The following is a 22,618-nucleotide window of genomic DNA, read 5'->3' as shown; positions in this document are numbered from 1 at the left end:
CGAGGAAAGCGAGCTTATGCATGTCCCCGGAACGTTTAACAGTTTCTTTCTGGGCGGTTTCGAGTGCTCGACCCATCGCCGTTTCGATGGACGCCGTTTGGATCTCATTGCGGCCACGCGTCATGATCGGTTCGCCAAGACGGATTATGCTCGCTTGCGCAGTAGTGGGATCCAGGCTGCGCGGGACGGTGTTCGCTGGCATCTGATTGAAACCCGACCGGGTATCTATGACTGGTCAAGCCTCCTCCCGCAGGTGCAGGCTGCGCGGGAGGAGGGGGTTCAGATCATTTGGGATCTTTGCCATTACGGGTGGCCAGACGATATCGATATCTGGTCTCCTGCCTTTGTAGACCGTTTCGCCCGCTTTACGAGTGCTGTCGCAGCATTCATGCGCAATGAAGGTATCGAGGTACCGTTCTATTGCCCAGTCAACGAAATTTCCTATTGGGCATGGGCCGGAGGTGATGCTGGTCATTTCAATCCTATGGCAAAGCGGCGTGGCGTTGAACTTAAGGTGCAACTAGTGCGTGCCTCGATCGCTGCAATAGAAGCAATTCGCTCGGTTGCGCCCAAGGCGCGCTTCGTCCAGGCCGATCCGCTTATCAATGTTGTCCCGGCCTCTGGGCGAGCCTCTGATCGAAATGCGGCAGAAGAGTATCGGCAGAGCCAGTTCGAGGCGTGGGATATGCTCTGTGGCAAGGAGTGGCCGGGTTTGGGAGGTAAACCTGAATATTTGGATATCGTCGGGTTGAATTACTACTCGGATAACCAGTGGTTCAATGGGGGGCAGACCATTTATCAGGGTGATCCCTTATACAGACCGCTACAAGGAATGCTTGCTGAAGTCTATACCCGTTATCAGCGACCCTTATTGATTGCTGAAACCGGTGCCGAAGGAGCGGCGCGGGCACCATGGCTAACATATGTCAGCCATGAGGTCCGAGCTGCCATGCTCAACAATATTCCGATTGAAGGTATGTGTCTTTATCCCATCTTAGATTATCCAGGATGGAACGATGAGCGCTGCTGTGAAGTCGGTTTATATAGCTATGCGGATGAGCACGGCCATAGGACTCTTCATACAGACTTGGCGGATGAGCTCTTACGTCAACAGGCAAATTTTGCCGAGATGGCAGCAGGACAATCACTGTGAGTAGTCAGTCCGAGCATTCCCGGTCTACCTCTATTTCATCGCGACCCAGCGCATTCCTCTGGCAATACGTCTGTCGAAGACGTATTGCTTTTGGCGGTTTGTTTACCTTGATGATAGGCGGGGCCGCCTGTGCCGTAGCAGTCCAATATGCTATGAAGCTGCTGGTTGATGCGATGGCAAGTCAGGACCGCTTGGCTGCAAATGTATGGGTGCCGTTCGGTTTTTTCATCGGCCTCATTGCTATGGAAAATGTGCTATGGCGTACCGGGGGCTGGCTGGGGTGCCGCACTATCGTCAAGACCGGTGTCGATCTGCGTATTGATCTGTTCGAACACCTGACCGGTCACCCCATGCGGTATTTCAAAGAGCATTTTTCGGGAGCGCTTGGTAATCGCATTAACCAAACCGGCACGGCAGTGGCCAATATTTTTACTGCTCTGACGTGGCGTATCATCCCGCCTTGTACGGATTTTCTTGGTGCTGTTGTCGTGTTGCTAACTATTCAATGGCGAATGGCATTGGTACTAGTGGCATTTGTTCTCCTTGTGGCGCTCGTAATCACAGGGTTTGGCATTCGTGGTCGTTACCGCCATCAGGCCTTTGCCGAGCAGGCATCCCGAGTGGGCGGCGAAGTGGTTGATATGGTTTCCAACGTTTGGACAATCAAGGCCTTTTCAGCCCGTGAAAGAGAGCGTGATCGTCTGGCCCGTGAGTTAGGTGTAGAGGCTAGGGCTCAGCGTCGCAGCTGGATGTATGTGGAAAAGGCTAGAATTCTTCATGACGCCTGTCTGACCCTGATGGCCGGCTCCATGTTGATCTGGGCTATCCTGCTCTGGCGCCAAGGCAGCGTAACCCCTGGAGATGTAGTGGTAGTAAGTGCCTTGACCTTCCGCATTCTTCATGGCTCGCGCGACCTGGCCTTGGCTTTGGTGGATACTGCCCAGCAGTTTGGTATTGTGGCTGATACGCTCAAAATCATTGCCAAGCCGCATGAAATCAAGGATTTGGAAGGAGCTGGCACGCTAAAGGCTCAGGCTGGCGCTATCGATTTTGAAAATATCACTTTCAGCTATCCAAACGGGCAAAAGGTAATTGACCAGCTGACCTTGCATATTCCGGCAGGGCAAAAAGTCGGCATTGTTGGTACGTCAGGTGCTGGCAAATCGACTCTGATCAATCTCTTGCAACGTCTGGATGACGTTGATGGTGGTCGAATTCTTATTGATGGACAGCCTATCAATGAAGTGAGTCAGGATAGTTTAAGAGCAGCTATAGCCGTAGTTCCGCAAGAAATAGCGCTGTTCAACCGTACTATTCGGGAAAATATCCGTTACGGTAAGCCTGGCGCCACGGATGAGGAAGTCTATCAGGCGGCCTGTCACGCTTACTGTGACCATTTTATCCAGCATCTCCCCGAAGGCTACAACACGATGGTTGGAGAGCGGGGCGCTTGTCTTTCCGGTGGGCAGCGGCAACGCTTGGGCATTGCCCGTGCCTTTCTAAAGGGTTCGCCTATCCTCATTCTGGATGAGGCAACTTCGGCTTTGGATACACATTCCGAAAAGGAGATTCAGTTAGCCCTGACAGAGCTGGTTCGTGGCCGAACCGTATTGGCCGTTGCGCACCGTCTCTCGACCGTAGCTAACTTTGACCGAGTTATCGTGATGGACAAGGGCCGTATCGTAGAAGATGGCCCGCCCGCAGCATTGCGTCGCAGTGGCGGTCTTTTCGAGTCGCTGTGGAATATTCAGGCTACAGCGCTTGAAGAGAATGAAACACTGCCTCAGCGTAATGTGGGGTGACGGGACCAACTGAATAGCGGTCCCGTTAGGGCAGGTAAGTTTAGCGATTAATCAGGCCCATAAACTCAGCTCGGGTTGCATCGTTGCTGCGGAACTGGCCAAGCATGACGGAAGTAACCATAGACGAGTTCTGTTTTTCCACGCCGCGCATCATCATGCACATATGCTGAGCCTCAATCACGACCGCTACTCCAGCTGCCTGAGTCACCTTTTGAATGGCCTCGGCGATTTCACGTGTCATGTTTTCCTGGATCTGTAAGCGACGAGCATACATATCTACGATGCGCGCTACCTTGGACAAGCCCAGGACCTTTCCGCTAGGCATATACGCTACGTGTGCCTTGCCAATGAAAGGCAGCATGTGATGCTCGCATAACGAATAGAGTTCAATGTTCTTGACCAGCACCATCTCGCTGTTATCCGACGTAAACAGGGCATCCCCGACGACTTCTTCCAGCGTCTGGTTATATCCCCGACAAAGGTACTGCATGGCCTTGGCTGCGCGCTTGGGGGTATCTAGCAAGCCTTCGCGGGAAACATCCTCGCCCAGTTGTGACAGGATGGCGGAATAGTGTTGTTCCAGTGACATGGTCTTTCCTATGGGTGTGCGGCACCGCAGCAATGCGGGGTAAGCAGAGTAGGGGCTGCGGCGATTAAAATCAATTTTGAGCGAAAAGGTAGGTTATTCGTCCCGCCCTTCCAACATGGTGCGCTTGAGTAATACATACACAGCACCTGTGCCGCCATGACGAGGCTGGCATGAAACAAAACCAAGCACTTGCGGGTGTTGACGCAGCCAGGTGTTGACGTGACTTTTGATCAAAGGGCGCCGACCATCCAGGCGAGCCGCTTTGCCATGCGTAATACGTACACAGCGGATTTCGAAGCGTGTAGCTTCAGCCAGAAAGTCCCACAAGGTTATCCGGGCTTTTTCAACTGTCATGCCGTGGAGGTCCAGGCTACCGTCAAAGGGAACCTGGCCCGCCTTGAGCTTACGTATCTGTGTATCCTGGACGCCATTACGAGCCCAGTAGAGTTCATCTTCAGCACCGACATCAATGATGAACTGATCGGACAAACCATCTACCGTGGTAGTCTGGTTCGAAACTTGCGCGGCTGCACGCCGTTCGGCGATCTGACGGCGGTCCGTACGTGGTTTGCCAGTATCAGCACGGTCATGCACCAGTCGTTGTACACCGCGCATTTCGTTGGCAAAGGATGAAAAATCGTCTTCCGACATGAGGCCTCCCGTAGCACCTCGGTAGTTTACTGGATGAGCGTTGAGGCGTCCCGGTCTTCAAGTAGTGCGTTAGCGTGCTGAAGCACTAGCCGCTCGCGATTGACCCAGCTTCCTCCAATACTGACGAAGGGCTGGTCGTGGCGTTCTAACCATTCCTGACAGGCTTGATAAAAATTAAGCCGGTCACGTAGGCCTGGCTGACAGCGTTGCCCATCTGCCGCCCAGGGTACTTCGCGCGGATCAAGCAATAAATGCAGGTCATATTGTCGGCTTAGCAAGGCCTCCTCCAGCCAGTCGGGGCTATGCTGGAATAGTATCTGACTCCAGATACGATTGCTGAGCAGGTGAGTATCAAGAACTAGCAGTTCAGGCAGCAGTGCACGAGCATGGTCTTCCCGCTCAAGTTGGCATCGTGCTATTGGCTCGACGTCGGAATAAGTCGTATCGCGGCCAATCGCAGCAACATATTCGCGCACGTATTCGCTCACAACCAACCCGCCGAGTCTTCGCCCAAGTGTTTGCGCTAGCCATGTCTTGCCTGTGGATTCAGGGCCGGTCAATACGATAACTTTCATGACGATACTACCTCACGGCGCCAAGCGTACCAGCCGCGTGCGGCAAGTCCGACGAAAAGTGCATACAGCAGGGCGGTGAGAAATAGTGATTTATAGACGAACAGTCCAACATACAAGACATCAACTACCAGCCACAAAGGCCAGCACTCGACTCGCTTTTGTGCCATCCAGAGCTGCGCTACTAGGCTGAAGGCAGTTAGCGAGGCATCTAGCCAGGGTTGGCTCGCATCGGTATAGGTTGCCATGACATAACCGAGCAATAGACTACCTGCGACCCCAGCCAGTAGACCTGTTAGCAGAGGTATCGGTTGCAAGGTGCTTACAGAGCGTCCCCGATGATCCGCTCCTCCTCGAATCCATTGCCACCAACCATATCCTTGCAGTACCGCATATACCCCTTGCAGTAGCATGTCCGAATAGAGCTTGGCTTCATAGAACACCCAGCTATACATCACTACCATGATCAGCCCGATAGGCCAGCACCATACATTTTGCCGAACCGTGAGCCAGACCGCGATTACGCCTAATAAGGCTGCAACTATTTCAAAAGAAGACACCCTAAGCACCCTGGAAAAATATTGCATAGGAACTTTATCTTACGCTGTTGAGTGTAATACCTCGTTTATTTATTGGGCTTAGCACCTTATGCAGTAAAGCCTCTGGTAAGGTTCGCACGCTTTGTTGTGCCTTTTTTAGTCAGCCGTGTTTGTACCTGAGCTGGTATGTAATCGCTGCCTTGAGGCAGCTTATGGAGGAACGGATGGATGTATGGAGCGCCATTCAGGCGTTGATCTTGGGTATTGTCGAAGGGCTGACTGAATTTCTGCCAATATCGAGTACCGGTCACCAGATCATCGTGGCGGATTTATTGGGGTTTGGTGGCGACCGGGCCATGGCTTTCAATATTATTATTCAACTTGGTGCCATTCTGGCGGTGGTTTGGGAGTTTCGCCGTAAAATTATCGATGTCATAGTGGGCTTGCCGACGCAGCGTCCGGCGCAGCGCTTCACAATTAACTTACTCGTGGCGTTCTTTCCTGCAGTAATTCTGGGCGTTGCATTTGCGGATCTCATCCATGAGTACCTGTTCAACCCGATTACCGTTGCGGCCGCTCTGGTTATCGGCGGTGTCATCATGTTATGGGCTGAGCGCCGTCAGCATTCGATCCGTGTAGAGCAGGTCGATAACATGAGTTGGGTAGACGCCCTCAAAATCGGTTGTGTCCAGTGCTTGGCCATGATTCCAGGAACCTCCCGTTCGGGTTCGACGATTATTGGTGGATTGCTATTTGGCCTATCGCGTAAGGCAGCCACGGAGTTCTCTTTTTTCCTGGCTATGCCTACGATGGTAGGGGCGGCATTTTATTCCGGCTATAAGTACCGCGAGCTATTCCAACCCAGTGATCTTCCGGTATTTGCCATTGGCTTCGTAACGTCGTTTATTTTCGCCATGATTGCGGTGCGGGGATTGCTCAAGTTCATTGGCAACCATAGCTATGCTGTATTTGCCTGGTACCGGATCGTCTTTGGCCTCTTGATCCTGGCAACCTGGTGGTTTGGTTGGGTGGATTGGACCTCTGTAGTTGCTTGAGTCAGCAATACAGGTTTAATAGCGGTAGGTGTGGCCTTCTAACGGCACATAAAAAGGGGAGCGGTTAGCCGCTCCCCTTTTTCATTATTTCTCTTTTACTTCAGTTGAAGAACTTCATTGTTATGGGAACGGACACGGTGCAGAAGCTCCGTATCCTTGTCCAGCGAGCCACCCAGGGCTGGGAACATTTTCCTCAAGTGAGCCTGCCATGCTTCAGACTGATACTGCTCAGGGAAACAGCGCTGGATCAGCGTGAGCATGATCGACACCGATGTCGATGCACCAGGAGAGGCGCCGAGCAGGGCTGCAATCGAGCCGTCAGCTGCTGAGACGATTTCGGTACCGAATTGTAGGGTGCCGCCTGTTTTCGGATCTTTTTTGATGATCTGAACGCGTTGCCCAGCTATCTCCAGGCGCCAATCTTCTTTGCGAGCACCAGGATAAAAACCGCGTAGTTCATCGAGACGCTGATCAAACGACTGTATGACCTGGCCGATCAAGTACTTCGTCAGTGGCATATTATCTCGGGCAACGGCCAGCATAGGCCCAATGTTGTTACCTTTTATCGATTTGGGTAGATCAAGGAAAGAGCCTTGCTTTAGGAACTTGGTCGTGAAACCCGCAAATGGACCAAACAGTAGTGATTTCTTACCGTCGACGACTCTTGTGTCCAAGTGAGGAACCGACATAGGCGGTGACCCTACGCTGGCCTTGCCATAGACCTTGGCCTGATGCTGACTAACGATCTCAGGGTTATCGCAGCGCAGCCATTGGCCGCTAACCGGAAAACCGCCATAGCCATGACTTTCTGGGATATCGGATTTCTGTAAAAGAGGCAGTGCGCCGCCGCCTGCGCCAAGAAACACGAAGCGGGCGCGGAGGGTACGTGTCTCACCGGTTTGCGTGTTCTCTATGGTGAGTCTCCAACGCTTGTCCGGCTCACGATGCAAATCTGTAACCTTTTGGTTGTAGACGATCCGGGTGCCTGGTTGCTGGGTCAAGTGGTGGAGAAGGTTAACTGTCAGCGCGCCGAAGTTAACGTCCGTACCGCTTTCAGTACGAGTTGCCGCGATTTTTTCGTTAGCGGGCCGGTCCTTCATCATGAGCGGCATCCACTCTTCGAGCTTGGCGCGGTCTTCGGTGTATTCCATGCCTTCAAAAAGCGGACTGGTCGTCAAGGCTTCGAAACGCTTGCGCAGGAAGGCAATGTCCTTGTCACCACGGACAAAGCTGAGATGCGGAATAGGATTGATAAAGCTTCTGGGCGAATCGAAATGGCCCTGTTCGACAAGATAAGTCCAAAATTGCTTGGACGTCTCGAACATCATATTGATATCGATGGCTTTGGCAATATTGACCGTACCGTCTTTGGCCTCAGGGGTGTAGTTGAGTTCGCAAAGAGCTGCGTGACCTGTGCCGGCATTGTTCCAAGGATTCGAGCTCTCGGCGGCGCCAGTGCCAAGCAACTCAAGCACTTCCACGTCGAGCGTGGGGTCGAGTTCCTTGAGCATAACGGCAAGCGTTGCACTCATGATGCCGGCTCCCACAAAAACGAGATCCGACTCTCCGCTACCACGTTGGGTCATCGATGGTACTCCTGAAGCACAATGTCATTCTTGAAGTGTAAAAGCCAAGCCTATTGTGGCTTGTGCTCGAATCATGGAGCCCGTTGTCCTGGCTGATTGAGGTAGGCGATTGCCTAGTCTCGAAAGGGCAAGGCGAGGCAGGCTTAACCGGTAGCGAGGCCCTGGCAATTGGCAGGAGAACTCGTGCATTCAGCAGGATAATGAGCCTGCTAATTATCCATCTGGCAGCTTCGATTGAAAACAAAAGACGATGGTTCACGCCAAAACGGGAAAAATCGCTGCAACTAGTGGCCATCGTCATCATGGCTACCTGGCAAATGTATCGCATGCTGAGCCATGCGAGCGATTAAGCGATAAGGGCAGAGGCATTTTTCTTTTCAGCGCCGGAATGGCCAAACATGCTTGGGTTAATCCGCTCCATGAGCGAATAGGAAAAGCATGGCGGATGATACAAGCGGTAAGCCCAGGATAAAACCCAGAAGCGGTGTGTTTTTTATTAAACACACCGCCTTTGTAGTGCTTGTAATGGAGGACTACATTTTTGTTAGATCAAAACACCTTGGCTACGCAGATAATCGTCGTAGGTGCCACTGAAATCGGTTACACCATTTTCGGTCAACTCGATAATGCGAGTTGCCAACGATGAAACAAATTCCCGATCGTGGCTGACGAAAATCAGCGTACCAGGATAGTTTTCCAACGCTAGGTTAAGTGCCTCGATCGATTCCATGTCCAAGTGGTTAGTTGGCTCGTCCATAATCAGCACATTGGGCTTTTTAAGGATCAGCTTGCCGAACAGCATTCGGCCTTGCTCGCCACCGGATATTACTTTGACGGATTTCTGAATATCGTCATTAGAGAACAGCATTCGGCCCAGAGTGCCTCGTACCAGTTGCTCACCACCTTGCGTCCATTGACTCATCCAGTCAAAAAGATTCATGTCATCGGCAAAATCTTCTGCATGATCCTGGGCAAAATAACCAACGTCTGCGCTATCGGTCCATTTCACTTCACCCGAATCTATTCCTATGTCGCCTACCAGACAACGCAAGAGCGTAGTTTTACCGATGCCGTTCGGTCCGATGATCGCGACGCGCTCACCAGCTTCGACCTGCATGCTCAAACGATTGAATAGCGGCTTGCCATCGTAGCCCTTGGTAAGGTTATCTACCGTGACGGCCTGGCGATGCAGTTTTTTAGTTTGTTCGAAACGGATGAAAGGACTGACACGACTGGATGGCTTGACTTCCTCCAGCTGGATCTTATCGATCTGCCGTGCGCGGCTGGTTGCCTGCTTCGCTTTTGAGGCATTGGCCGAGAAGCGGCTGACGAATGATTGGAGTTCGGCAATCTGAGCCTTCTTCTTAGCATTATCCGACAATAGGCGTTCGCGGGCCTGCGTTGCCGCCGTCATGTATTCATCGTAATTGCCTGGGAACAAGCGTAGTTCGCCATAATCCAGGTCCGCCATATGAGTACATACACTGTTCAGGAAATGACGATCATGCGAGATGATAATCATCGTACTGTTACGCGCAGTCAGGACCCCTTCCAACCAGCGAATCGTATTGATATCCAGGTGGTTAGTTGGTTCGTCTAGCAGCAGTACCTCTGGATCCGAGAAGAGGGCTTGCGCTAGTAGAACACGCAGTTTCCAGCCTGGAGAAACCGCGCTCATGAGACCAAAATGCTGTTCCAGTGGGATTCCTAGACCCAACAATAGCTCGCCGGCGCGAGACTCAGCGGTATAGCCATCCATTTCGGCAAACTGTACTTCCAGCTCGGCCACAGCCATGCCGTCTTCTTCACTCATCTCGGGTAGTGAATAAATCCGGTCGCGTTCTGCCTTGACCTGCCAGAGTTCGGTATGTCCCATGATTACCGTATCGATGACAGTATGATCCTCGTAGGCGAACTGATCTTGGCGCAACTTGCCGAGGCGTGTATTAGGCTCGAGCATGACCTGCCCGGCAGAAGGCTCAAGATCTCCACCTAAAATTTTCATGAAGGTAGATTTGCCGCAACCGTTAGCACCAATAAGGCCGTACCGGTTGCCATTACCAAATTTGACGGAAACATTCTCGAATAGGGGCTTGGCCCCAAATTGCATAGTGATATTTGCGGTGGAGATCAAGGGTCTTACCTGTAGCGGTGTTCAGGCTGGCTGGAAAAGAAGCGGGGCCAAATGTGAGCCAATGTGTACCAGTCTGATTGTGAAGAGGTCCGGCATGCGTAGGTCGATAGCAGCATTTTAATGCTATGCCCGAGCTGACCGGTGATAAAGCGGGGTTCATTCCCGACATGAAGCCTATTGTTGCATAGGAACAGCGACAGGGGTATGGCAGGCGATACTTGATCTTAACTTAGTCTGAGCAGGGAGAACTGAAAAATATGATGGAAGCAGTTGTATGTAAGGTCCGTTGATAAACGTGGAGCTGCCCATTTTGGTTTGATCCGCTTTGCTCCGGCTGATAGCCTCCGCGGCCATATTTAATAGGAGACAGGTATGAAGTGGGTTGCGTGGGGAGCAGGGCTTTTGTTAGCAGGGTGTGCTGATGTTTCAACTATCGAGTCACGACCTGCCTCGATGGATGTAACCTCAGGAAAATCGGTCAAGGATTATACAGCATGCCTTCTGCCTCTTCTTTCTGAAACGAGGCGGCCTTCTAGGGTTGAAGGTAGCGCTGAGTATCAACGTATTATCGTGCCGCAAAAAGTGTCCACGGCAGCAGCAGCCATTATTTATGTTAAGGAAACCTCTCGAGGTAGCAATATCGTCCTGCACGAGCGTATGGCAAATAATCCGCTCAGGCCGCGTGATATTCGTACAGCTGTAAAGGACTGTATTAGCTAGCTGCTAATTTGTATGGTAAATAGTTGAGATCGTTACCTGGACGGTCACGATCTAATCGATATGCATACTAATAATTAGATTCATTGTTGGCGGGACGGAACCATGCGTACTTTTCTACCGGCTATTTTGGTTGTCTTAACCTTATCGGGATGTGTGATGGGGGGGCGTAACATTACGCAAGAACAGATCGATCAGATCGATAAAGGGAATACCACCAAAACCGAGTTGATCTCAATGCTGGGCAAGCCGCAATCGAAAACGCATAAGTCCAGTGGTTATGAAGTGCTTACGTGGTCTTATTTCAATTCAGGTCTTTTAGGTAAAAAAGAGCAGGCCAAAGTATTAACTGTGATATTGGCTCCTGACGACACGGTTAAAAACTTTTCCTTCAAGAGCCAGAACTAAACTCTAGATTGACTAACTTCAAGCCGGAGTAGGATAAACGCTGTAACGTATCGTTCTTGCCAATTCCTTCAAAAGTGACGGTCGGTCGACGTCCAGCTACCGATAAGCTCAAGTGAAAGCTGATTTTTCCAAGCTCCCAGTTCATACCCCAGCGCCTTTATAGATTCACGAGTTTCTGAGACGAAGTGATGCAAAGCGCGGTTGTTACCGTAGACAGCAGGTTGAATGGCATCTGATTCATAAACCTTTCGACCGCGCTTGTCGAATACCACGAAACGAATGGAGCCATCCAGTGTACGTGAAGTAAAAGTGCATTCGAGAGGAGCTAGTCCTTGACTAATAAGCACTTTGGCCCTGCTATGACGATGAAGCGCCATTAAGTCTACCTTCCGTGTAGAGAGTGGCGCATAGACCAGGCTTCGCCTAGTCAAGTTCAACTCCCTGTCTGCCGTTCGTCTGAGTAATTTTTAGCAAAAACATTCTCTACTCGGGTCGAGTTTGCCCTTATAAAAAGCTATAGCACAGTACTTAAGACTTAGAGCAATTTTACTAAAGGCATTCATTAAGGCTTCATGGCTTATGTCTTTAAAGATCCTATATTTTGCATTAGATAGGTAACATAACCTATTGTAAATATTGTTATTTTTTTAGTTTTTCTGGCCTTGGCAGTTTTTACTGCTCATGTTTGCCGACTAGTTGCCGATAGGTTAGTAAGTGGGCCATCGTGGAAAGGCGATAAGATTTTTAGAGCTGATCCTGGCGTTGGGACTGGTCTTTACTATTTCCGAGTCGAGCAGTAGTGATACACTGTTTTGTGACGTATTTACTGTTTTAGCGAGAGGGCTATCGAGTTTTAACTGCCCGTCTCCTGAGCATAATTGTTCGATTTCTTCTCTGAACGTGCTTTTCGTATTGGTGTAGTAAAGCCATGTTGTTCCGCTTATTTGCCATGCCCTTGGTTTTGTTCATTGTTGGTCAGGGAAGCGCATGGTTTCTCTTAGGGTGGGCATCCAAGGCCGAGAAGACTGTGTTGCTGGATTTGGCAATCGCCACCAGGCTAGTTGGAATCCTGCTCGTTATGATGAGCTTGATCATTGGAGGCGGCTGGCTCCTGTCTCGTCTATATAAGCTGCATCTCTGGCGCGCCGGACGTCTCAAGGATGGCTGCTTTTATTGCAATGGGCTATTAAGTCATCATGACGATGACGAAGGGTTCTATAGCAAATGCCTGATGTGCAATACGCGACAACGTTGAGTTGTTCTCAAGTTTTTTATCCGGCCATAGGCTCATTCCTGGAAGGTCGTCACGACTAATCTATTCCAGTCTCATTAGCGACTTGCGCTCTGCTTTATCGTTACGATAGTAAACTTTTAATGGACGTTAGAGAGCAGTCTCTCTTTTATCGCTTGGCTGACGCTGTAGCTGCGTTACATCTTCTAGTGAGATCTAGTTCGGATGTTTAGCTAGCAGCAGGCTACAAAAGAGGTTTATTTTCAGTAACAACTTGTGACAAATAAGTTCTAGAGCTATTACTAGCTTACTAACGAAAGCAGTCTGGACGTTATAAAAACTTGATCTGGAGGCGTTTCGCTATGTTGCCGCAATTACCTGCTCGCTTGAAAAGTCTTTCAATCCCGTTGAGGATTCAAGTTACCAATGGGGCTGTGTTTGATTTAAGCCCCAACCCTGCTGTAACTCTTACTATCAAAGACCCTTCACTGTTTAATGAGCTACCTAGTGCAACGCTGGATAGATTAGGGCAGGCCTATGTTGAGCAACGAATGGACATCGATGGCCTGATGCCTGATGTTATCCGGATCGGAACGGCATTAAGCGATGCTCTCAACGAAATGCAGTCAGGCTTGAACAGTACTCTTAAGGCGCATGACAAGGCCACAGACGCAGCTGCAATTTCTTATCACTACGATCTTTCCAATGAGTTCTATCAGCTCTGGCTAGACCCTGAGATGGTGTACTCCTGTGCATATTTCGAAACAGGCCAAGAGGACCTCGCCACGGCCCAGTTAGCCAAGCTGAGGCATCTGTGCCGCAAACTGCGCTTACAGCCAGGCGACAAGTTGCTGGATGTAGGCTGCGGTTGGGGAGGGCTCGCGCGCGTAGCTGCCCGGGAATTTGGAGCAGATGTATTTGGAATTACGCTATCACGTGCCCAGCTTGAGTGGGCTCAGGCGCGTAATGCAGCGGAAGGCCTAACCGACAAAATCCACATGGAGCTTATGGATTACCGTGATCTTCCCAGGGATGGCCGCTTCGACAAAGTTGTTAGTGTTGGTATGTTCGAGCATGTGGGATATGCCAACCTTCCGCTGTATTTCCAGACGTTGTTTGCGGCCGTGCGGCCGGGCGGGGTCGTGCTGAATCATGGCATCACAGCACGGCATGTTGATGGCCGTGCCGTAGGGCATGGCGGTGGTGAGTTCATTGAGCGGTATGTGTTTCCTCACGGTGAGCTTCCTCATGTATCGTTGGCGATTGCCGAAATGAGTGAGGCGGGGCTGGAAATAGTGGATGTAGAAAGCCTGCGTATGCACTATGCGCGAACGTTGGATCTTTGGAGTGAGCGGCTGGAAGGCAATCTGGACAAGGCAGCTGGGCTGGTATCCGAGCAGGCGTTGCGGATTTGGCGGTTATATCTGCCTGGATGCGCTTATGCCTTCCGGCAGAACTGGGTAAACCTGCACCAAATCCTGTCGGTCAAGCCATATGACAATGGCGAAAACGATCTGCCATGGTCTCGTCATTATCTATATAAGTAATAAACGGGGCAGCCCAGAAGGTTAACCTTCTGGGCTTTGCCTGGCTGAGGCTGCCTCAGTTTGTCTAGCCTTCTTATATAGCCCGATACACAGCAACAGGCCGAGTAGAGACATTAACGCGGCGCAAAGGAATATTTCACTAAAACCGTAAAGGTTGGCTATTAAACCGGCCGCCGGGCCGGTGATGCCCAGGGATAAGTCCAGGCATAGTGAATAAGCGCCCAAGGCCGCGCTGCGATTGGTGGCAGGTACCTTGGTAATGGCTTCAACACCCAGCGCAGGGTAAACCAGTGATAAACCGAAGCCAGCCAGAGCGGCACCAGCCAGCGCCATGCCAGGCGATACGGCCAGCCATAGCAGGACAAGTCCGAATGTTTCGACAATAAAGCAGGCGATGGCGACGGTAAAGCCGCCAAGGCGATTGATCATGCCGGCAAACAGGAGGCGTGCGCAGATAAAGGCGGCACCAAAAGCGGTCAGGCTGTAAGCCGCATCGCTCCATCCGTTGCTTGCATAATAGAGTGTAATAAAGGTAGCGATGGCGCCAAAACCTACGGAGCTTAGTAAGAGCCCCAGCCCGTAGGGGCTGATTCGCCAGAAAACCCGGTGGAATGGCAGACGCTCACCGGAAATGACTGGTGCGGGTTCCTTGTTCCAGGCTAGGGCTAAACCGATCCCCGCGAGCAGAACGATGCTAACACCCATGCTCCATAATCCGAGGGTGCTTACTAAGGCAACACCAAGTGGAGCGCCGATTGCCAAAGCGCCATAAGCGGCGATGCCATTCCATGAAATGACTTTACTGACATGCTGCATGCCAACGCTGCCCATGCCCCAGCTGAGCGAGCCAGTACCGATTAGCGCCTGTGCGCAACCCAGTAGAACGCGTCCAACAAGTAGTAGCGTCAAGCTGAGGTTTGGATAGTCTTGAACAAGTGTAGACAGAAGAGTCAGAAGACCGCAGACAGCACACCCGAACAGGCCGGCAATTACACCTTTCTTAGGACCAATACTGTCGGCAATCTTGCCGGCCAGTGGCCGTGTTAGCAGCGTGGCGATGTATTGAATGCTGATGGCAAGACCGGCCATTACCGAACCGAAGCCCAGCGTATCGTGGACATAGCCTGGCAAGATGGCCAGCGGAATGCCAATTGCCAGAAAGGTAAGAAAGCTGAACACCACGATAGAGGCGATGCGAAGCGTGACAGTGAAAGACTCAGATGCCTTCATGGATATGACAAGCCTCCCTGTTCAAGTAAGGGGGTTCCGCTTGAGTAATGCGATGCTAAGGATGAGACCTGCTATAGACGCAGCCGTTGCGCTTAAAAACATTGAAGGGTAACCGAAGCGTGTCGCAATCGCTCCGATCAAAGGGCCGGTGATGCCAAGCGATAGATCGATAAAGACCGAGTACGCCGCCAGAGCTGCGCCTCGATTGGCATCCGGTACTTGTCTAACGGCCTCGACACCCAGAGCCGGAAAAACAAGTGAAAAGCCAAATCCGGTCAAGGCAGCACCAGCCAGGGCCAGGGTCGTAGAGTCAGCTTGCCACAAGAGCAACAGGCCGACCGACTCCACGCTAAAGCAGACTATGGCTACGCGAAACCCGCCGTACCGGTTGATCGTTTGGGCAAACAACAAGCGTGCACAAATGAAAAATATGCCAAAAAGACTCAGGCAAAGTGCTGCGTTGCTCCAGCCTCGGCTGGCATAAAACAAGGTAATAAACGTAGCGATGGTGCCAAAGCCGATGCCGCCAAGGGCCAGCCCAAGGCCATAAGGCATGACTTGGCCCAGAACATGACGGAAGGGTATGCGTTTACCGGACACTAGAGGTGTGGCAGGTTTGGGACGGGCGAGGTAGAGGCCCACTGCAGCCAGCAGGATGACGCTGGCTCCCATGCTCCATAAGCCTAGGGTATTCGCCAGGACGACCCCCAAAGGTGCGCCTACAGCCAGAGCGCCATAGCTCGCTATACCGTTCCAGGAAATCACCTTGGCAGTATTCATTACGCCAGCGCGGCCGATTGCCCAGCTGATAGCGCCCGTACCGACCAGGCTTTCTGAGCAACCCAGGATAATCCGCCCAAGAAGCAAGCATATGAGTCCGGCCTGAGGCCAGTTTTGTAGCAATACAGAAAGCAGCATCAACACACCGCTGATTCCGCAGCCAGTTAAGCCGTACAGAACGGCCTGTTTGGCACCAATGGTGTCAACGACCTTGCCTGCATGCGAGCGAGACAGCAGCGTAGCAAGGTATTGGCTACTAATGACAAGTCCCGCCACGATAGAGCTAAAGCCCAATTGCTCATGAACATAGGTAGGCAATACTGCCAGTGGAATACCAATAGTCAGGTAGGCCAGGAAGGTGAACAGTACGATGGAGACGATCAGAAGAGTGACGGCTAATGGGCGCTGTGGCGGGTCTATGGCAGTAGACATGGAAACGATGAAATATCCTTGAGGATGGTTGAAATCTATAAGGTCGGCCTTGCCGTCGAGAGTTCATATCGTGACAAATCGATCAGCTACTTATTCTAGACATACATATGACATCAGATAACGCCTGGAAGTAAGAAGGTTATCTGTTAAACAAGCATGTTTGGCTTGGAGTCGTTGCAATTTTCCAGAGAGCCAAGTGACTTTCTAAAGCGCTGCTACACCTCTTGTTTATGAATCACGTAGCTTGGGGAGAAGCTATAGAAGAATGCCTGCGCAATAAAATCTTAGCTAGAATCTACATTAACTAATTTTTTATAAATAAAATCAAATAGTTATATCTTTAAATTAATGTTGGATAATAAATTATTTTAACGAGTTTTTCTTGTGGCCGTTTGAGACGTTATTCTGACGCTTGTTCTACGGGAAGTGGTCTTCCCGTCAAATTTATGCCTTCTTGATAACTCTTCTTCCATACATAAAGCTTTATTACAAAAGCGAGCCATACTGCTTCATAGGCTATTTTTGGCTGATATGAAGGTAGGTTGAGTAGAAAAAGCGAGACTTTTTTAGCAGCTGGCATAGCATTTGTATGAGAAGGAAGACAGAAAAGTAGTACGAGCAAAGCCTGTAAGGACATGGGTAGCAGAGGAGTCCAGGCAGGGAGGCTGATCATTTAACGCTCAGGCCTAGACACATGCATACACGCTTTATCAAGACGCGACACGCCGCTGGCTTTACCTTGATCGAAATTCTGATCGTAGTAGCCATCATTGGAATTCTGGCTGCTATTGCCATTCCTTCTTATAGTTCGTATGTCAGCCGTAGCCAGATCAAGACGGCTCAAGGTGACCTAGTTGCATTGGGCCTGAATATGGAAAATGCCCGACAGCGCACCCTTAAATACCCAACCACCACCACTACGACTACCGAAGCGACTCAAAACCTGTTCAATGGTAAATGGCAGCCAGCGCAGGCGGCTGACTTTGATTACCTGATCACTCAAGCATCCGATACTGGCTATGTTCTTACAGCGCAAGGTAAGAGTGCGAAACTACGTACCTGTACGCTTAGTCTTACCCAAAAGAACCAGCGCACTATTTCAGGATGTCCGGGGGTTACGTCATGGTAAGACGCGCAAAGGGTTTCACCCTGATCGAGTTAATGGTCACGATTGCTGTACTCAGCATTCTAATGATGGCGGGGATACCCCTGACGCAGGGGTGGGTCAATAGCGCTCATCAGCGTGACGCCGCTAGTGTGATGCAGCAAGGCATTGCACGTGCAAAGGCCGTTGCGCTGCGTAACCCGGCTGGAGTGGCAGGAACCGATAAAGCTGCTGTATTACTGTGTCGTAGCGATGCCACGCTGGTTTTGGTACGTCCAGAGAACAGCCAGAAAGCCTTGGATTGTGCGCAGTCGGCTGATGCCCAGGTACTTTGGAGCGGCACATTGCCCAAGCAGGTTGATATTGTTGCCAACAACAAGCGTTTCCTGTGCCTTGCGCTGGATAATCAGGCGTTGCCTGTAAAAAGTGATCAAGCCCATACGGAATGCTCGACGGCAAACCCTGTCGTGAAGATAGGTCGGGAAGATGATCTGCCGATCAATGTTATATAGCTCCAGGCGCGCGCAGCGGGGAGATACGCTGATCGAGGCGCTGGTGGGAGTCCTGATCATGTCGGTGATCGGCGTCGGCATGATTCACATTGCTACCCGGGTTCAGCAGGGGCAGACGGATATGCACATCCAGAACTTTGCTGTGGTGCAAATGCGTAATCTATTGCATATCTACGGGACTACGTTATGTCCGGGAAATAGCAATAACAGTAAGGCATCTATAAGTTCGCCTATAGACGATACGGTATACCCGCTCAATGTAGAGTGCAGCGACCTTATGAGCACCGGAATCAAACTGGGCGGGCGCGAAATTACTCCTATTCCCCAGTCCGTCAAACTGCAGACGCGTCCCATGGATGAGGCTGTATTTGGCCTGCCGATTGAGGTAGGTAGTCTTGAGACGAAATAGACAGCACGGTTTCAATCTCATCAGCTTGTTGATTGGCATGACCATCTCCTTGATTACGGTTCTGGCCATGCTGTCGTTGTACCGTACGCTGATGAGTGTAACGCTGGAATCTGCTGAGTTGGCCACGAGCGAAGGCCAAAAGGCCTCCGGCTTATCAACTGCACAGATTGCCCTGCAACAAGCAGGATTTGGGTTGCCTTTGACGGGAGCTACTAAGTCTCAAGTAGGTAAGGACCTCATGGTTATAAGTGGGGCCGTATTATCCGAGCCATCGACAAGTGACGGTGAGACGCGTCGTTTAACAGCGGGTACGCCTGTAGATATGGCTACGGCTGATCCGATTCAGGGCGCGCTGGTAAATGCTATTGTCTGGGGGTACAACCCCAGCGCCGCAACCACAGAACCTTTAACAGACGATTACCGTTGTGGCGGTCTGGTGTTCACTGGCACGGCCCTGGTTCTGCTGCGGCCAATGAAATGTACCCGTGCCGAGCAGTGGAAGTCGCTCAATTGGACATCAATCGATCTCATCAATCCGGTCGATGCCACTGAGCAAGGAGCCTTCATTCAGGTAAGGCCTGCTACCTGCTGGCCGTTTAGCACCAATGAGGGTGTCTCGGCATGGCAGGTACTTTTTCCCGTAAAGGCCGACGCAACGGGCGAGCCAAAGCCTTCAACGATCAGTTTCACTACTTGTTTGGCCAACTTCACGCCATGAAAACGATTCCTTTGCACCAGCGGGGTGTGGCCTCCCTCATGGTCATCTTGTTGACGGGGCTGTCATTGACCGTGGCGGCGTTGGGCATGATGTACATGGTACAGGGCACCCAGGAGCGGCAGTTGGCGGTGCATGCCATGACGCCGGCTCAGCTCAAGGCTTGGAGTGGTGTCGAATTGGTCCGGCAGTACCTGACCAACCGTACAACTCAGGATCTCGAAGCTTTAACGGCTGGAGAACTCAAAGTTGAGGGGGCATTAGGCCTTACGGTTCAAGTATTGTCGAAAACGCGTCCGGACACGGAGCGCTACCGCTTCGTTGTAAACCTGGCTGGTAGCGCAGCGGACTCAACAGCTATCGTGCAGGCGGTCTACGATGCCAGGCCGCTCGATTACGTGACGACGTCTCCTGCCGATACGGCTGCTGGAACAAGCTCAGGCAGTACGGGCAGTAGCAGTGGTCCAACTGGCATGCCGGACCTTGTCAAAATTAATGGTGATCTCAACCTGGGCGGCTCGGTCAGTTTCGAAGGAGCCGGCGAGGCGGCAGTTAGTGTAAACGGTAAAGTGAATCTTTCAGGCAATGTCACCGGGCTGGATAGCATCAAGGCAACGGGTGATATTACTCTGGAGAGTAATGCGTCGATTGGCTCATTGACTAGCAATGGCACTGTAACCCTGGCCGGCTCGGCCTCGGCAATTACTGTTGCATCAATGAAAGATGTAGTGCTTAGCGGTAACGCCAATGCAGGTACCGTGACGGCAAATGGTTCGGTTTCCATGGCCGGGCGACAGATCGGTACAGCCAATGCCATCGGCAATGTTTCCGTTACGGGAGGCACGATTACGACGATTAACACGCAGGGCAATGTGAGTTGGACCAGTGCAGATGCGGCCCGAACCATCAATGCCAATGGAAGCGTTGCCTACGGGGGAAGTAATAACACGACGACGATCGTGTCCATTGGTAACGTGAGTCTGAGTGGGGGGACTGTTCAGACTGTGAGAACTCAAGGTAATACAGCCCTGACTCAAGGCACTATTCAGGGGCGGCTCGATGGCCAAGGCTCTCTGGCTGCTAATCCAGGTACTGTGGCCAGCGGTACGATAGGCGGTGCGTTACCGTCTCCCGTACCAAACGGTATTCGCAATGTGCAGCAAGTAGCGGGTTACAAGGTAGCTATCGATCCGGTCAAGGTCACGCCGGTTACTCAAACGGTTGTGCAGTCGGGTAAGGTTGACGCTTATACGCTTCGTAGCGCTGCCAATTATATCTTTGAGCTTGACGCTCAGGGGCGGCGTCAGGTGACGGTGCAGAATGTCCAGGGTATAGCTAACGGGGTGTACTTGATTGGTAACTACCCTAGCGACGCAACACGTGGGTATCGAGCGTTTCTCTGTACGGCTGTTGATGCCAATGGTGTTTGTACCGAACCTGTAAAGCCGGGCCGTACGATTTGTTATGGGGCTACAACGTATAACACGTGTCTCAATTATTCTGGAGGCACGTGGCTTTTGTCTGGACAAGGTTTCGCTCCAGGCGTGCTCTGGTTCAAAGGGAACCTGCAGGCAGGCAACGGTACGTATTACAACAGCATGATTGCCACTGGCAACATCACAACCATAGGCAGCAACAAAACGGTAGCAGTCAATTATGCGGGTTATCGTCCGATCTGTACCAATACACCTCGTACTGAAGACCGCTTAATAGCCAGCTCCGATTTGAACGGGCTGTATCCTAAGAATCTATGTGACGTGACCCAGAGTGTTTATGTCCCTTCGGCAGCTGGAAATTTAGCATTCCTGGCTGGTGGTTATGTAGGCTCAACCTTTTCAGGAGGGACCATTACTTTAGGGTCATCGAACGATACGTATGGCAGTGTGATGGCCGGTGACCGTCTGGTGACTTCCGGCAATACCCGAGTGTACGGCACGTTAGGAAGCGCGTCTCAAGGCGGTGGTACGCAGTCTATGACAGGCTCAACCACTATTGACACGACAGGTTGGCCAGACACTTATACGCCCGAACAGGCGCCCGGTTATTCGGATGCGTCCTCCTCTGAAGGCGGGGATTTTACAGGGGAGTTTGACCATGGTGGCCGACCCGAGCCCACTGTTACTGTCGTCTGGACGCGTTACCTGTAGTTTCGCTCTGCCTGTGATGACGTTGTGTTTTCCTGTTTGGTAGCACTGGGTTTTGGTGGCTGTCGTGTCTTGATCAGCGATGCCATTACACCGCTTACAAGCAGGCCAAAAGTAACACCCAGCGACACTGGTGCAGGAACAGGTGCGATAAAGGCATGCATAAAGATTTTGCCTCCAATGAATACCAACACCAGGGCAAGCGCGTATTTCAAATAGGCAAAGCGGCTGATCATGGCTGCCAGGGCGAAATACAACGCACGTAGACCCAGGATGGCGCAGATATTGGACGTATAGACGATGAAGGGCTCCTGTGTAATCGAAAAAATGGCCGGGACGCTATCGATCGCAAATACAAGGTCAGCCATTTCGATCAAGATCAAAGCCAGCAGAAGAGGGGTGGCGTAGATGATCGGCTTGTCATGGCCAGGGTGTGGCTTGCGTATGATGAAGCGGTCGCCATGCAGTTGATCCGTTACTCGTATATGTTTACGCAGGAACTGCAAAAACGTGTTTTGAGCGAGGTCTGGTTGCTGGTCATGGTGGCTGAACAGCATTTTGAAGCCAGAGATCAGCAGGAACGCCCCGAACACATAAAGTATCCAGTCGAAACGCTGTACTAGAGCTGCACCAATGCCAATCATAATGCCGCGCATGACAATAGCGCCGAGTACTCCCCAAAATAGCACTTCATGTTGATATTTTCGGGGAATCTGGAAGTAGCCAAAGATCAAGGCCATGACGAATACGTTGTCCATAGACAATGACTGTTCAATCAAATACCCCGTGTAATATTCCATAGCCCGCGTCGCGCCGAATTCGTACCAGATCCAGCCGCCGAACATAAGACCGAACGTTATATAGCCGGCCGACATCATCAGGCTTTCCTTGATGCCTATTTCATGGTGTTCGCGTTGAAGAACTCCCAAGTCAATTACTAATAAGGTAATGACAATGCCGAGAAAACTAACCCATAACCAAGCGGCAGCGCCCATGAAAGGTGTTGTGAGAATATCGATAACGTCGGGCATGATAGTCCTGTCGTCGTCAACGTGACTCCGACATGGCGATCGGGTGATCGTCAGAGGGGCCCGGCGTCACACCTCCGCTGAGGTAGGGTTGCAAGGTAACGAAGCAGTTCGCACCATCTTGTGGGTAGACCGGGTTTTCACGTATGGGTTCTGCACGCGTTTTCTGTGATCTGCCGAGACTGAAGCGCCTTATAAAGGCATTTTGGGCGAGTGCTAGGTAAGAAGCGATTGGCCTGTATCGAAAGGCTCAGGCTGGCATAGGCCAGCCGAGCCTTT

General features: G+C 51.4%; 22 protein-coding genes. 12 read left to right on the top strand and 10 right to left on the bottom strand.

Annotation, left to right across the window (positions count from 1 at the left end):
- Positions 1–16: 16 nt before the first annotated feature.
- A complete protein-coding gene (locus tag IQ22_RS15430) occupies positions 17–1,153 on the top strand; it encodes a glycoside hydrolase family 1 protein (RefSeq protein WP_145143575.1) in 1,137 nt (378 codons plus the stop codon).
- A 152-nt stretch (positions 1,154–1,305) separates the two neighbouring features.
- Complete coding sequence (locus IQ22_RS15425) at positions 1,306–2,955, top strand: ABC transporter ATP-binding protein (protein ID WP_244309181.1); 1,650 nt, start codon at positions 1,306–1,308, stop codon at positions 2,953–2,955.
- Positions 2,956–2,995: 40 nt separating this feature from the next.
- On the opposite strand, the gene folE is transcribed toward IQ22_RS15425, so the two are convergent.
- The 4 genes from folE to pnuC form a co-directional block, all read right to left on the bottom strand.
- On the bottom strand, positions 2,996–3,544 hold the full coding sequence (gene folE / locus IQ22_RS15420; protein ID WP_145143571.1) for a GTP cyclohydrolase I FolE: 549 nt from the start codon (positions 3,542–3,544) through the stop codon (positions 2,996–2,998).
- A gap of 93 nt (positions 3,545–3,637) precedes the next feature.
- The gene (locus IQ22_RS15415; RefSeq protein ID WP_145143569.1) at positions 3,638–4,195 is read right to left on the bottom strand and encodes a Smr/MutS family protein; all 558 of its coding nucleotides are present in this window, start codon (positions 4,193–4,195) and stop codon (positions 3,638–3,640) included.
- A gap of 26 nt (positions 4,196–4,221) precedes the next feature.
- Positions 4,222–4,770 (bottom strand): AAA family ATPase, encoded by a 549-nt coding sequence (locus IQ22_RS15410; protein ID WP_145143566.1) that lies wholly within the window; start codon positions 4,768–4,770, stop codon positions 4,222–4,224.
- Positions 4,767–5,327, bottom strand: coding sequence for a nicotinamide riboside transporter PnuC (gene pnuC, locus IQ22_RS15405; RefSeq protein WP_145143564.1), 561 nt, complete (start codon positions 5,325–5,327; stop codon positions 4,767–4,769). The genes IQ22_RS15410 and pnuC overlap by 4 nt, the downstream gene beginning before the upstream one ends.
- 203 nt (positions 5,328–5,530) lie before the next feature.
- Between pnuC and IQ22_RS15400 the strand changes: the two genes are divergently transcribed.
- Positions 5,531–6,361 carry an undecaprenyl-diphosphate phosphatase gene (locus IQ22_RS15400; RefSeq protein WP_145143562.1) on the top strand — a complete coding sequence of 277 codons (831 nt, stop codon included), beginning with the start codon at positions 5,531–5,533 and terminating at the stop codon, positions 6,359–6,361.
- Between the two features lie 95 nt (positions 6,362–6,456).
- On the opposite strand, the gene mqo is transcribed toward IQ22_RS15400, so the two are convergent.
- Complete coding sequence (gene mqo, locus IQ22_RS15395) at positions 6,457–7,947, bottom strand: malate dehydrogenase (quinone) (RefSeq protein ID WP_145143560.1); 1,491 nt, start codon at positions 7,945–7,947, stop codon at positions 6,457–6,459.
- A gap of 544 nt (positions 7,948–8,491) precedes the next feature.
- Entirely contained in the window at positions 8,492–10,081 is a 1,590-nt protein-coding gene (locus IQ22_RS15390; RefSeq protein ID WP_145143558.1) for an ABC-F family ATPase, read from the bottom strand.
- Between the two features lie 372 nt (positions 10,082–10,453).
- On the opposite strand from IQ22_RS15390, the gene IQ22_RS15385 reads away from it, so the two are divergent.
- Positions 10,454–10,801, top strand: a complete 348-nt coding sequence (locus IQ22_RS15385) for a hypothetical protein (RefSeq protein ID WP_145143556.1) — start codon at positions 10,454–10,456, stop codon at positions 10,799–10,801.
- Between the two features lie 102 nt (positions 10,802–10,903).
- Positions 10,904–11,206 carry an outer membrane protein assembly factor BamE gene (locus IQ22_RS15380; RefSeq protein ID WP_145143554.1) on the top strand — a complete coding sequence of 101 codons (303 nt, stop codon included), beginning with the start codon at positions 10,904–10,906 and terminating at the stop codon, positions 11,204–11,206.
- A gap of 68 nt (positions 11,207–11,274) precedes the next feature.
- On the opposite strand, the gene IQ22_RS15375 is transcribed toward IQ22_RS15380, so the two are convergent.
- The gene (locus IQ22_RS15375; RefSeq protein WP_145143552.1) at positions 11,275–11,637 is read right to left on the bottom strand and encodes a hypothetical protein; all 363 of its coding nucleotides are present in this window, start codon (positions 11,635–11,637) and stop codon (positions 11,275–11,277) included.
- A 497-nt stretch (positions 11,638–12,134) separates the two neighbouring features.
- Between IQ22_RS15375 and IQ22_RS15370 the strand changes: the two genes are divergently transcribed.
- Positions 12,135–12,461, top strand: coding sequence for a hypothetical protein (locus IQ22_RS15370; RefSeq protein ID WP_145143550.1), 327 nt, complete (start codon positions 12,135–12,137; stop codon positions 12,459–12,461).
- A gap of 338 nt (positions 12,462–12,799) precedes the next feature.
- Complete coding sequence (gene cfaB / locus IQ22_RS15365) at positions 12,800–13,984, top strand: C17 cyclopropane fatty acid synthase CfaB (RefSeq protein ID WP_145143547.1); 1,185 nt, start codon at positions 12,800–12,802, stop codon at positions 13,982–13,984.
- A gap of 21 nt (positions 13,985–14,005) precedes the next feature.
- Here cfaB and IQ22_RS15360 read toward each other — a convergent pair whose 3' ends face one another.
- Together IQ22_RS15360 and IQ22_RS15355 are read right to left on the bottom strand one after the other, a co-directional pair.
- Positions 14,006–15,214, bottom strand: coding sequence for an MFS transporter (locus tag IQ22_RS15360; protein ID WP_145143545.1), 1,209 nt, complete (start codon positions 15,212–15,214; stop codon positions 14,006–14,008).
- A gap of 21 nt (positions 15,215–15,235) precedes the next feature.
- A complete protein-coding gene (locus tag IQ22_RS15355; protein WP_145143543.1) occupies positions 15,236–16,426 on the bottom strand; it encodes an MFS transporter in 1,191 nt (396 codons plus the stop codon).
- Positions 16,427–17,120: 694 nt separating this feature from the next.
- Here IQ22_RS15355 and IQ22_RS15350 point away from each other — a divergent pair.
- From IQ22_RS15350 to IQ22_RS15330, 5 genes are read left to right on the top strand one after another with little or no spacing between them, the layout of a single operon-like run.
- Positions 17,121–17,555: a type IV pilin protein gene (locus IQ22_RS15350; protein ID WP_145143541.1), complete on the top strand. Its 435-nt coding sequence runs from the start codon at positions 17,121–17,123 to the stop codon at positions 17,553–17,555.
- Positions 17,549–18,043, top strand: a complete 495-nt coding sequence (locus IQ22_RS15345) for a pilus assembly FimT family protein (protein ID WP_158635441.1) — start codon at positions 17,549–17,551, stop codon at positions 18,041–18,043. Before IQ22_RS15350 ends, IQ22_RS15345 begins: the two co-directional genes overlap by 7 nt.
- 58 nt (positions 18,044–18,101) lie before the next feature.
- The gene (locus IQ22_RS15340) at positions 18,102–18,452 is read left to right on the top strand and encodes a hypothetical protein (RefSeq protein ID WP_145143537.1); all 351 of its coding nucleotides are present in this window, start codon (positions 18,102–18,104) and stop codon (positions 18,450–18,452) included.
- Positions 18,439–19,170, top strand: a complete 732-nt coding sequence (locus IQ22_RS15335; protein ID WP_145143535.1) for a PilW family protein — start codon at positions 18,439–18,441, stop codon at positions 19,168–19,170. The genes IQ22_RS15340 and IQ22_RS15335 overlap by 14 nt, the downstream gene beginning before the upstream one ends.
- Positions 19,074–21,314, top strand: coding sequence for a hypothetical protein (locus IQ22_RS15330; RefSeq protein ID WP_158635440.1), 2,241 nt, complete (start codon positions 19,074–19,076; stop codon positions 21,312–21,314). Before IQ22_RS15335 ends, IQ22_RS15330 begins: the two co-directional genes overlap by 97 nt.
- Here the strand turns inward: IQ22_RS15330 and IQ22_RS15325 are convergent.
- Positions 21,305–22,342 (bottom strand): TerC family protein, encoded by a 1,038-nt coding sequence (locus IQ22_RS15325; protein WP_145143531.1) that lies wholly within the window; start codon positions 22,340–22,342, stop codon positions 21,305–21,307. The two genes, IQ22_RS15330 and IQ22_RS15325, sit on opposite strands and share 10 nt — an antisense overlap.
- Between the last annotated feature and the right edge of the window lie 276 nt (positions 22,343–22,618).

Source organism: Pseudomonas duriflava, from assembly GCF_007830155.1.
GTDB classification, from domain to species: Bacteria; Pseudomonadota; Gammaproteobacteria; order Pseudomonadales; family Pseudomonadaceae; genus Chryseomonas; species Chryseomonas duriflava.
The sequence above is the reverse complement of the archived record's forward strand: the minus strand, read 5'-3'. Positions and strand labels throughout refer to the sequence as shown.

Bases quoted from the DNA above. Each gene is read 5' to 3' on its own strand.
- IQ22_RS15430 (WP_145143575.1), top strand. From the start codon at position 17: ATGCATGTCCCCGGAACGTTTAACAGTTTCTTTCTGGGCGGTTTCGAG.
- IQ22_RS15425 (WP_244309181.1), top strand. From the start codon at position 1,306: ATGAAGCTGCTGGTTGATGCGATGGCAAGTCAGGACCGCTTGGCTGCA.
- folE (WP_145143571.1), bottom strand. From the start codon at position 3,544: ATGTCACTGGAACAACACTATTCCGCCATCCTGTCACAACTGGGCGAG.
- IQ22_RS15415 (WP_145143569.1), bottom strand. From the start codon at position 4,195: ATGTCGGAAGACGATTTTTCATCCTTTGCCAACGAAATGCGCGGTGTA.
- IQ22_RS15410 (WP_145143566.1), bottom strand. From the start codon at position 4,770: ATGAAAGTTATCGTATTGACCGGCCCTGAATCCACAGGCAAGACATGG.
- IQ22_RS15400 (WP_145143562.1), top strand. From the start codon at position 5,531: ATGGATGTATGGAGCGCCATTCAGGCGTTGATCTTGGGTATTGTCGAA.
- mqo (WP_145143560.1), bottom strand. From the start codon at position 7,947: ATGACCCAACGTGGTAGCGGAGAGTCGGATCTCGTTTTTGTGGGAGCC.
- IQ22_RS15385 (WP_145143556.1), top strand. From the start codon at position 10,454: ATGAAGTGGGTTGCGTGGGGAGCAGGGCTTTTGTTAGCAGGGTGTGCT.
- IQ22_RS15380 (WP_145143554.1), top strand. From the start codon at position 10,904: ATGCGTACTTTTCTACCGGCTATTTTGGTTGTCTTAACCTTATCGGGA.
- IQ22_RS15370 (WP_145143550.1), top strand. From the start codon at position 12,135: ATGTTGTTCCGCTTATTTGCCATGCCCTTGGTTTTGTTCATTGTTGGT.
- cfaB (WP_145143547.1), top strand. From the start codon at position 12,800: ATGTTGCCGCAATTACCTGCTCGCTTGAAAAGTCTTTCAATCCCGTTG.
- IQ22_RS15360 (WP_145143545.1), bottom strand. From the start codon at position 15,214: ATGAAGGCATCTGAGTCTTTCACTGTCACGCTTCGCATCGCCTCTATC.
- IQ22_RS15355 (WP_145143543.1), bottom strand. From the start codon at position 16,426: ATGTCTACTGCCATAGACCCGCCACAGCGCCCATTAGCCGTCACTCTT.
- IQ22_RS15350 (WP_145143541.1), top strand. From the start codon at position 17,121: ATGCATACACGCTTTATCAAGACGCGACACGCCGCTGGCTTTACCTTG.
- IQ22_RS15345 (WP_158635441.1), top strand. From the start codon at position 17,549: ATGGTAAGACGCGCAAAGGGTTTCACCCTGATCGAGTTAATGGTCACG.
- IQ22_RS15340 (WP_145143537.1), top strand. From the start codon at position 18,102: ATGTCGGTGATCGGCGTCGGCATGATTCACATTGCTACCCGGGTTCAG.
- IQ22_RS15330 (WP_158635440.1), top strand. From the start codon at position 19,074: ATGGCAGGTACTTTTTCCCGTAAAGGCCGACGCAACGGGCGAGCCAAA.
- IQ22_RS15325 (WP_145143531.1), bottom strand. From the start codon at position 22,342: ATGCCCGACGTTATCGATATTCTCACAACACCTTTCATGGGCGCTGCC.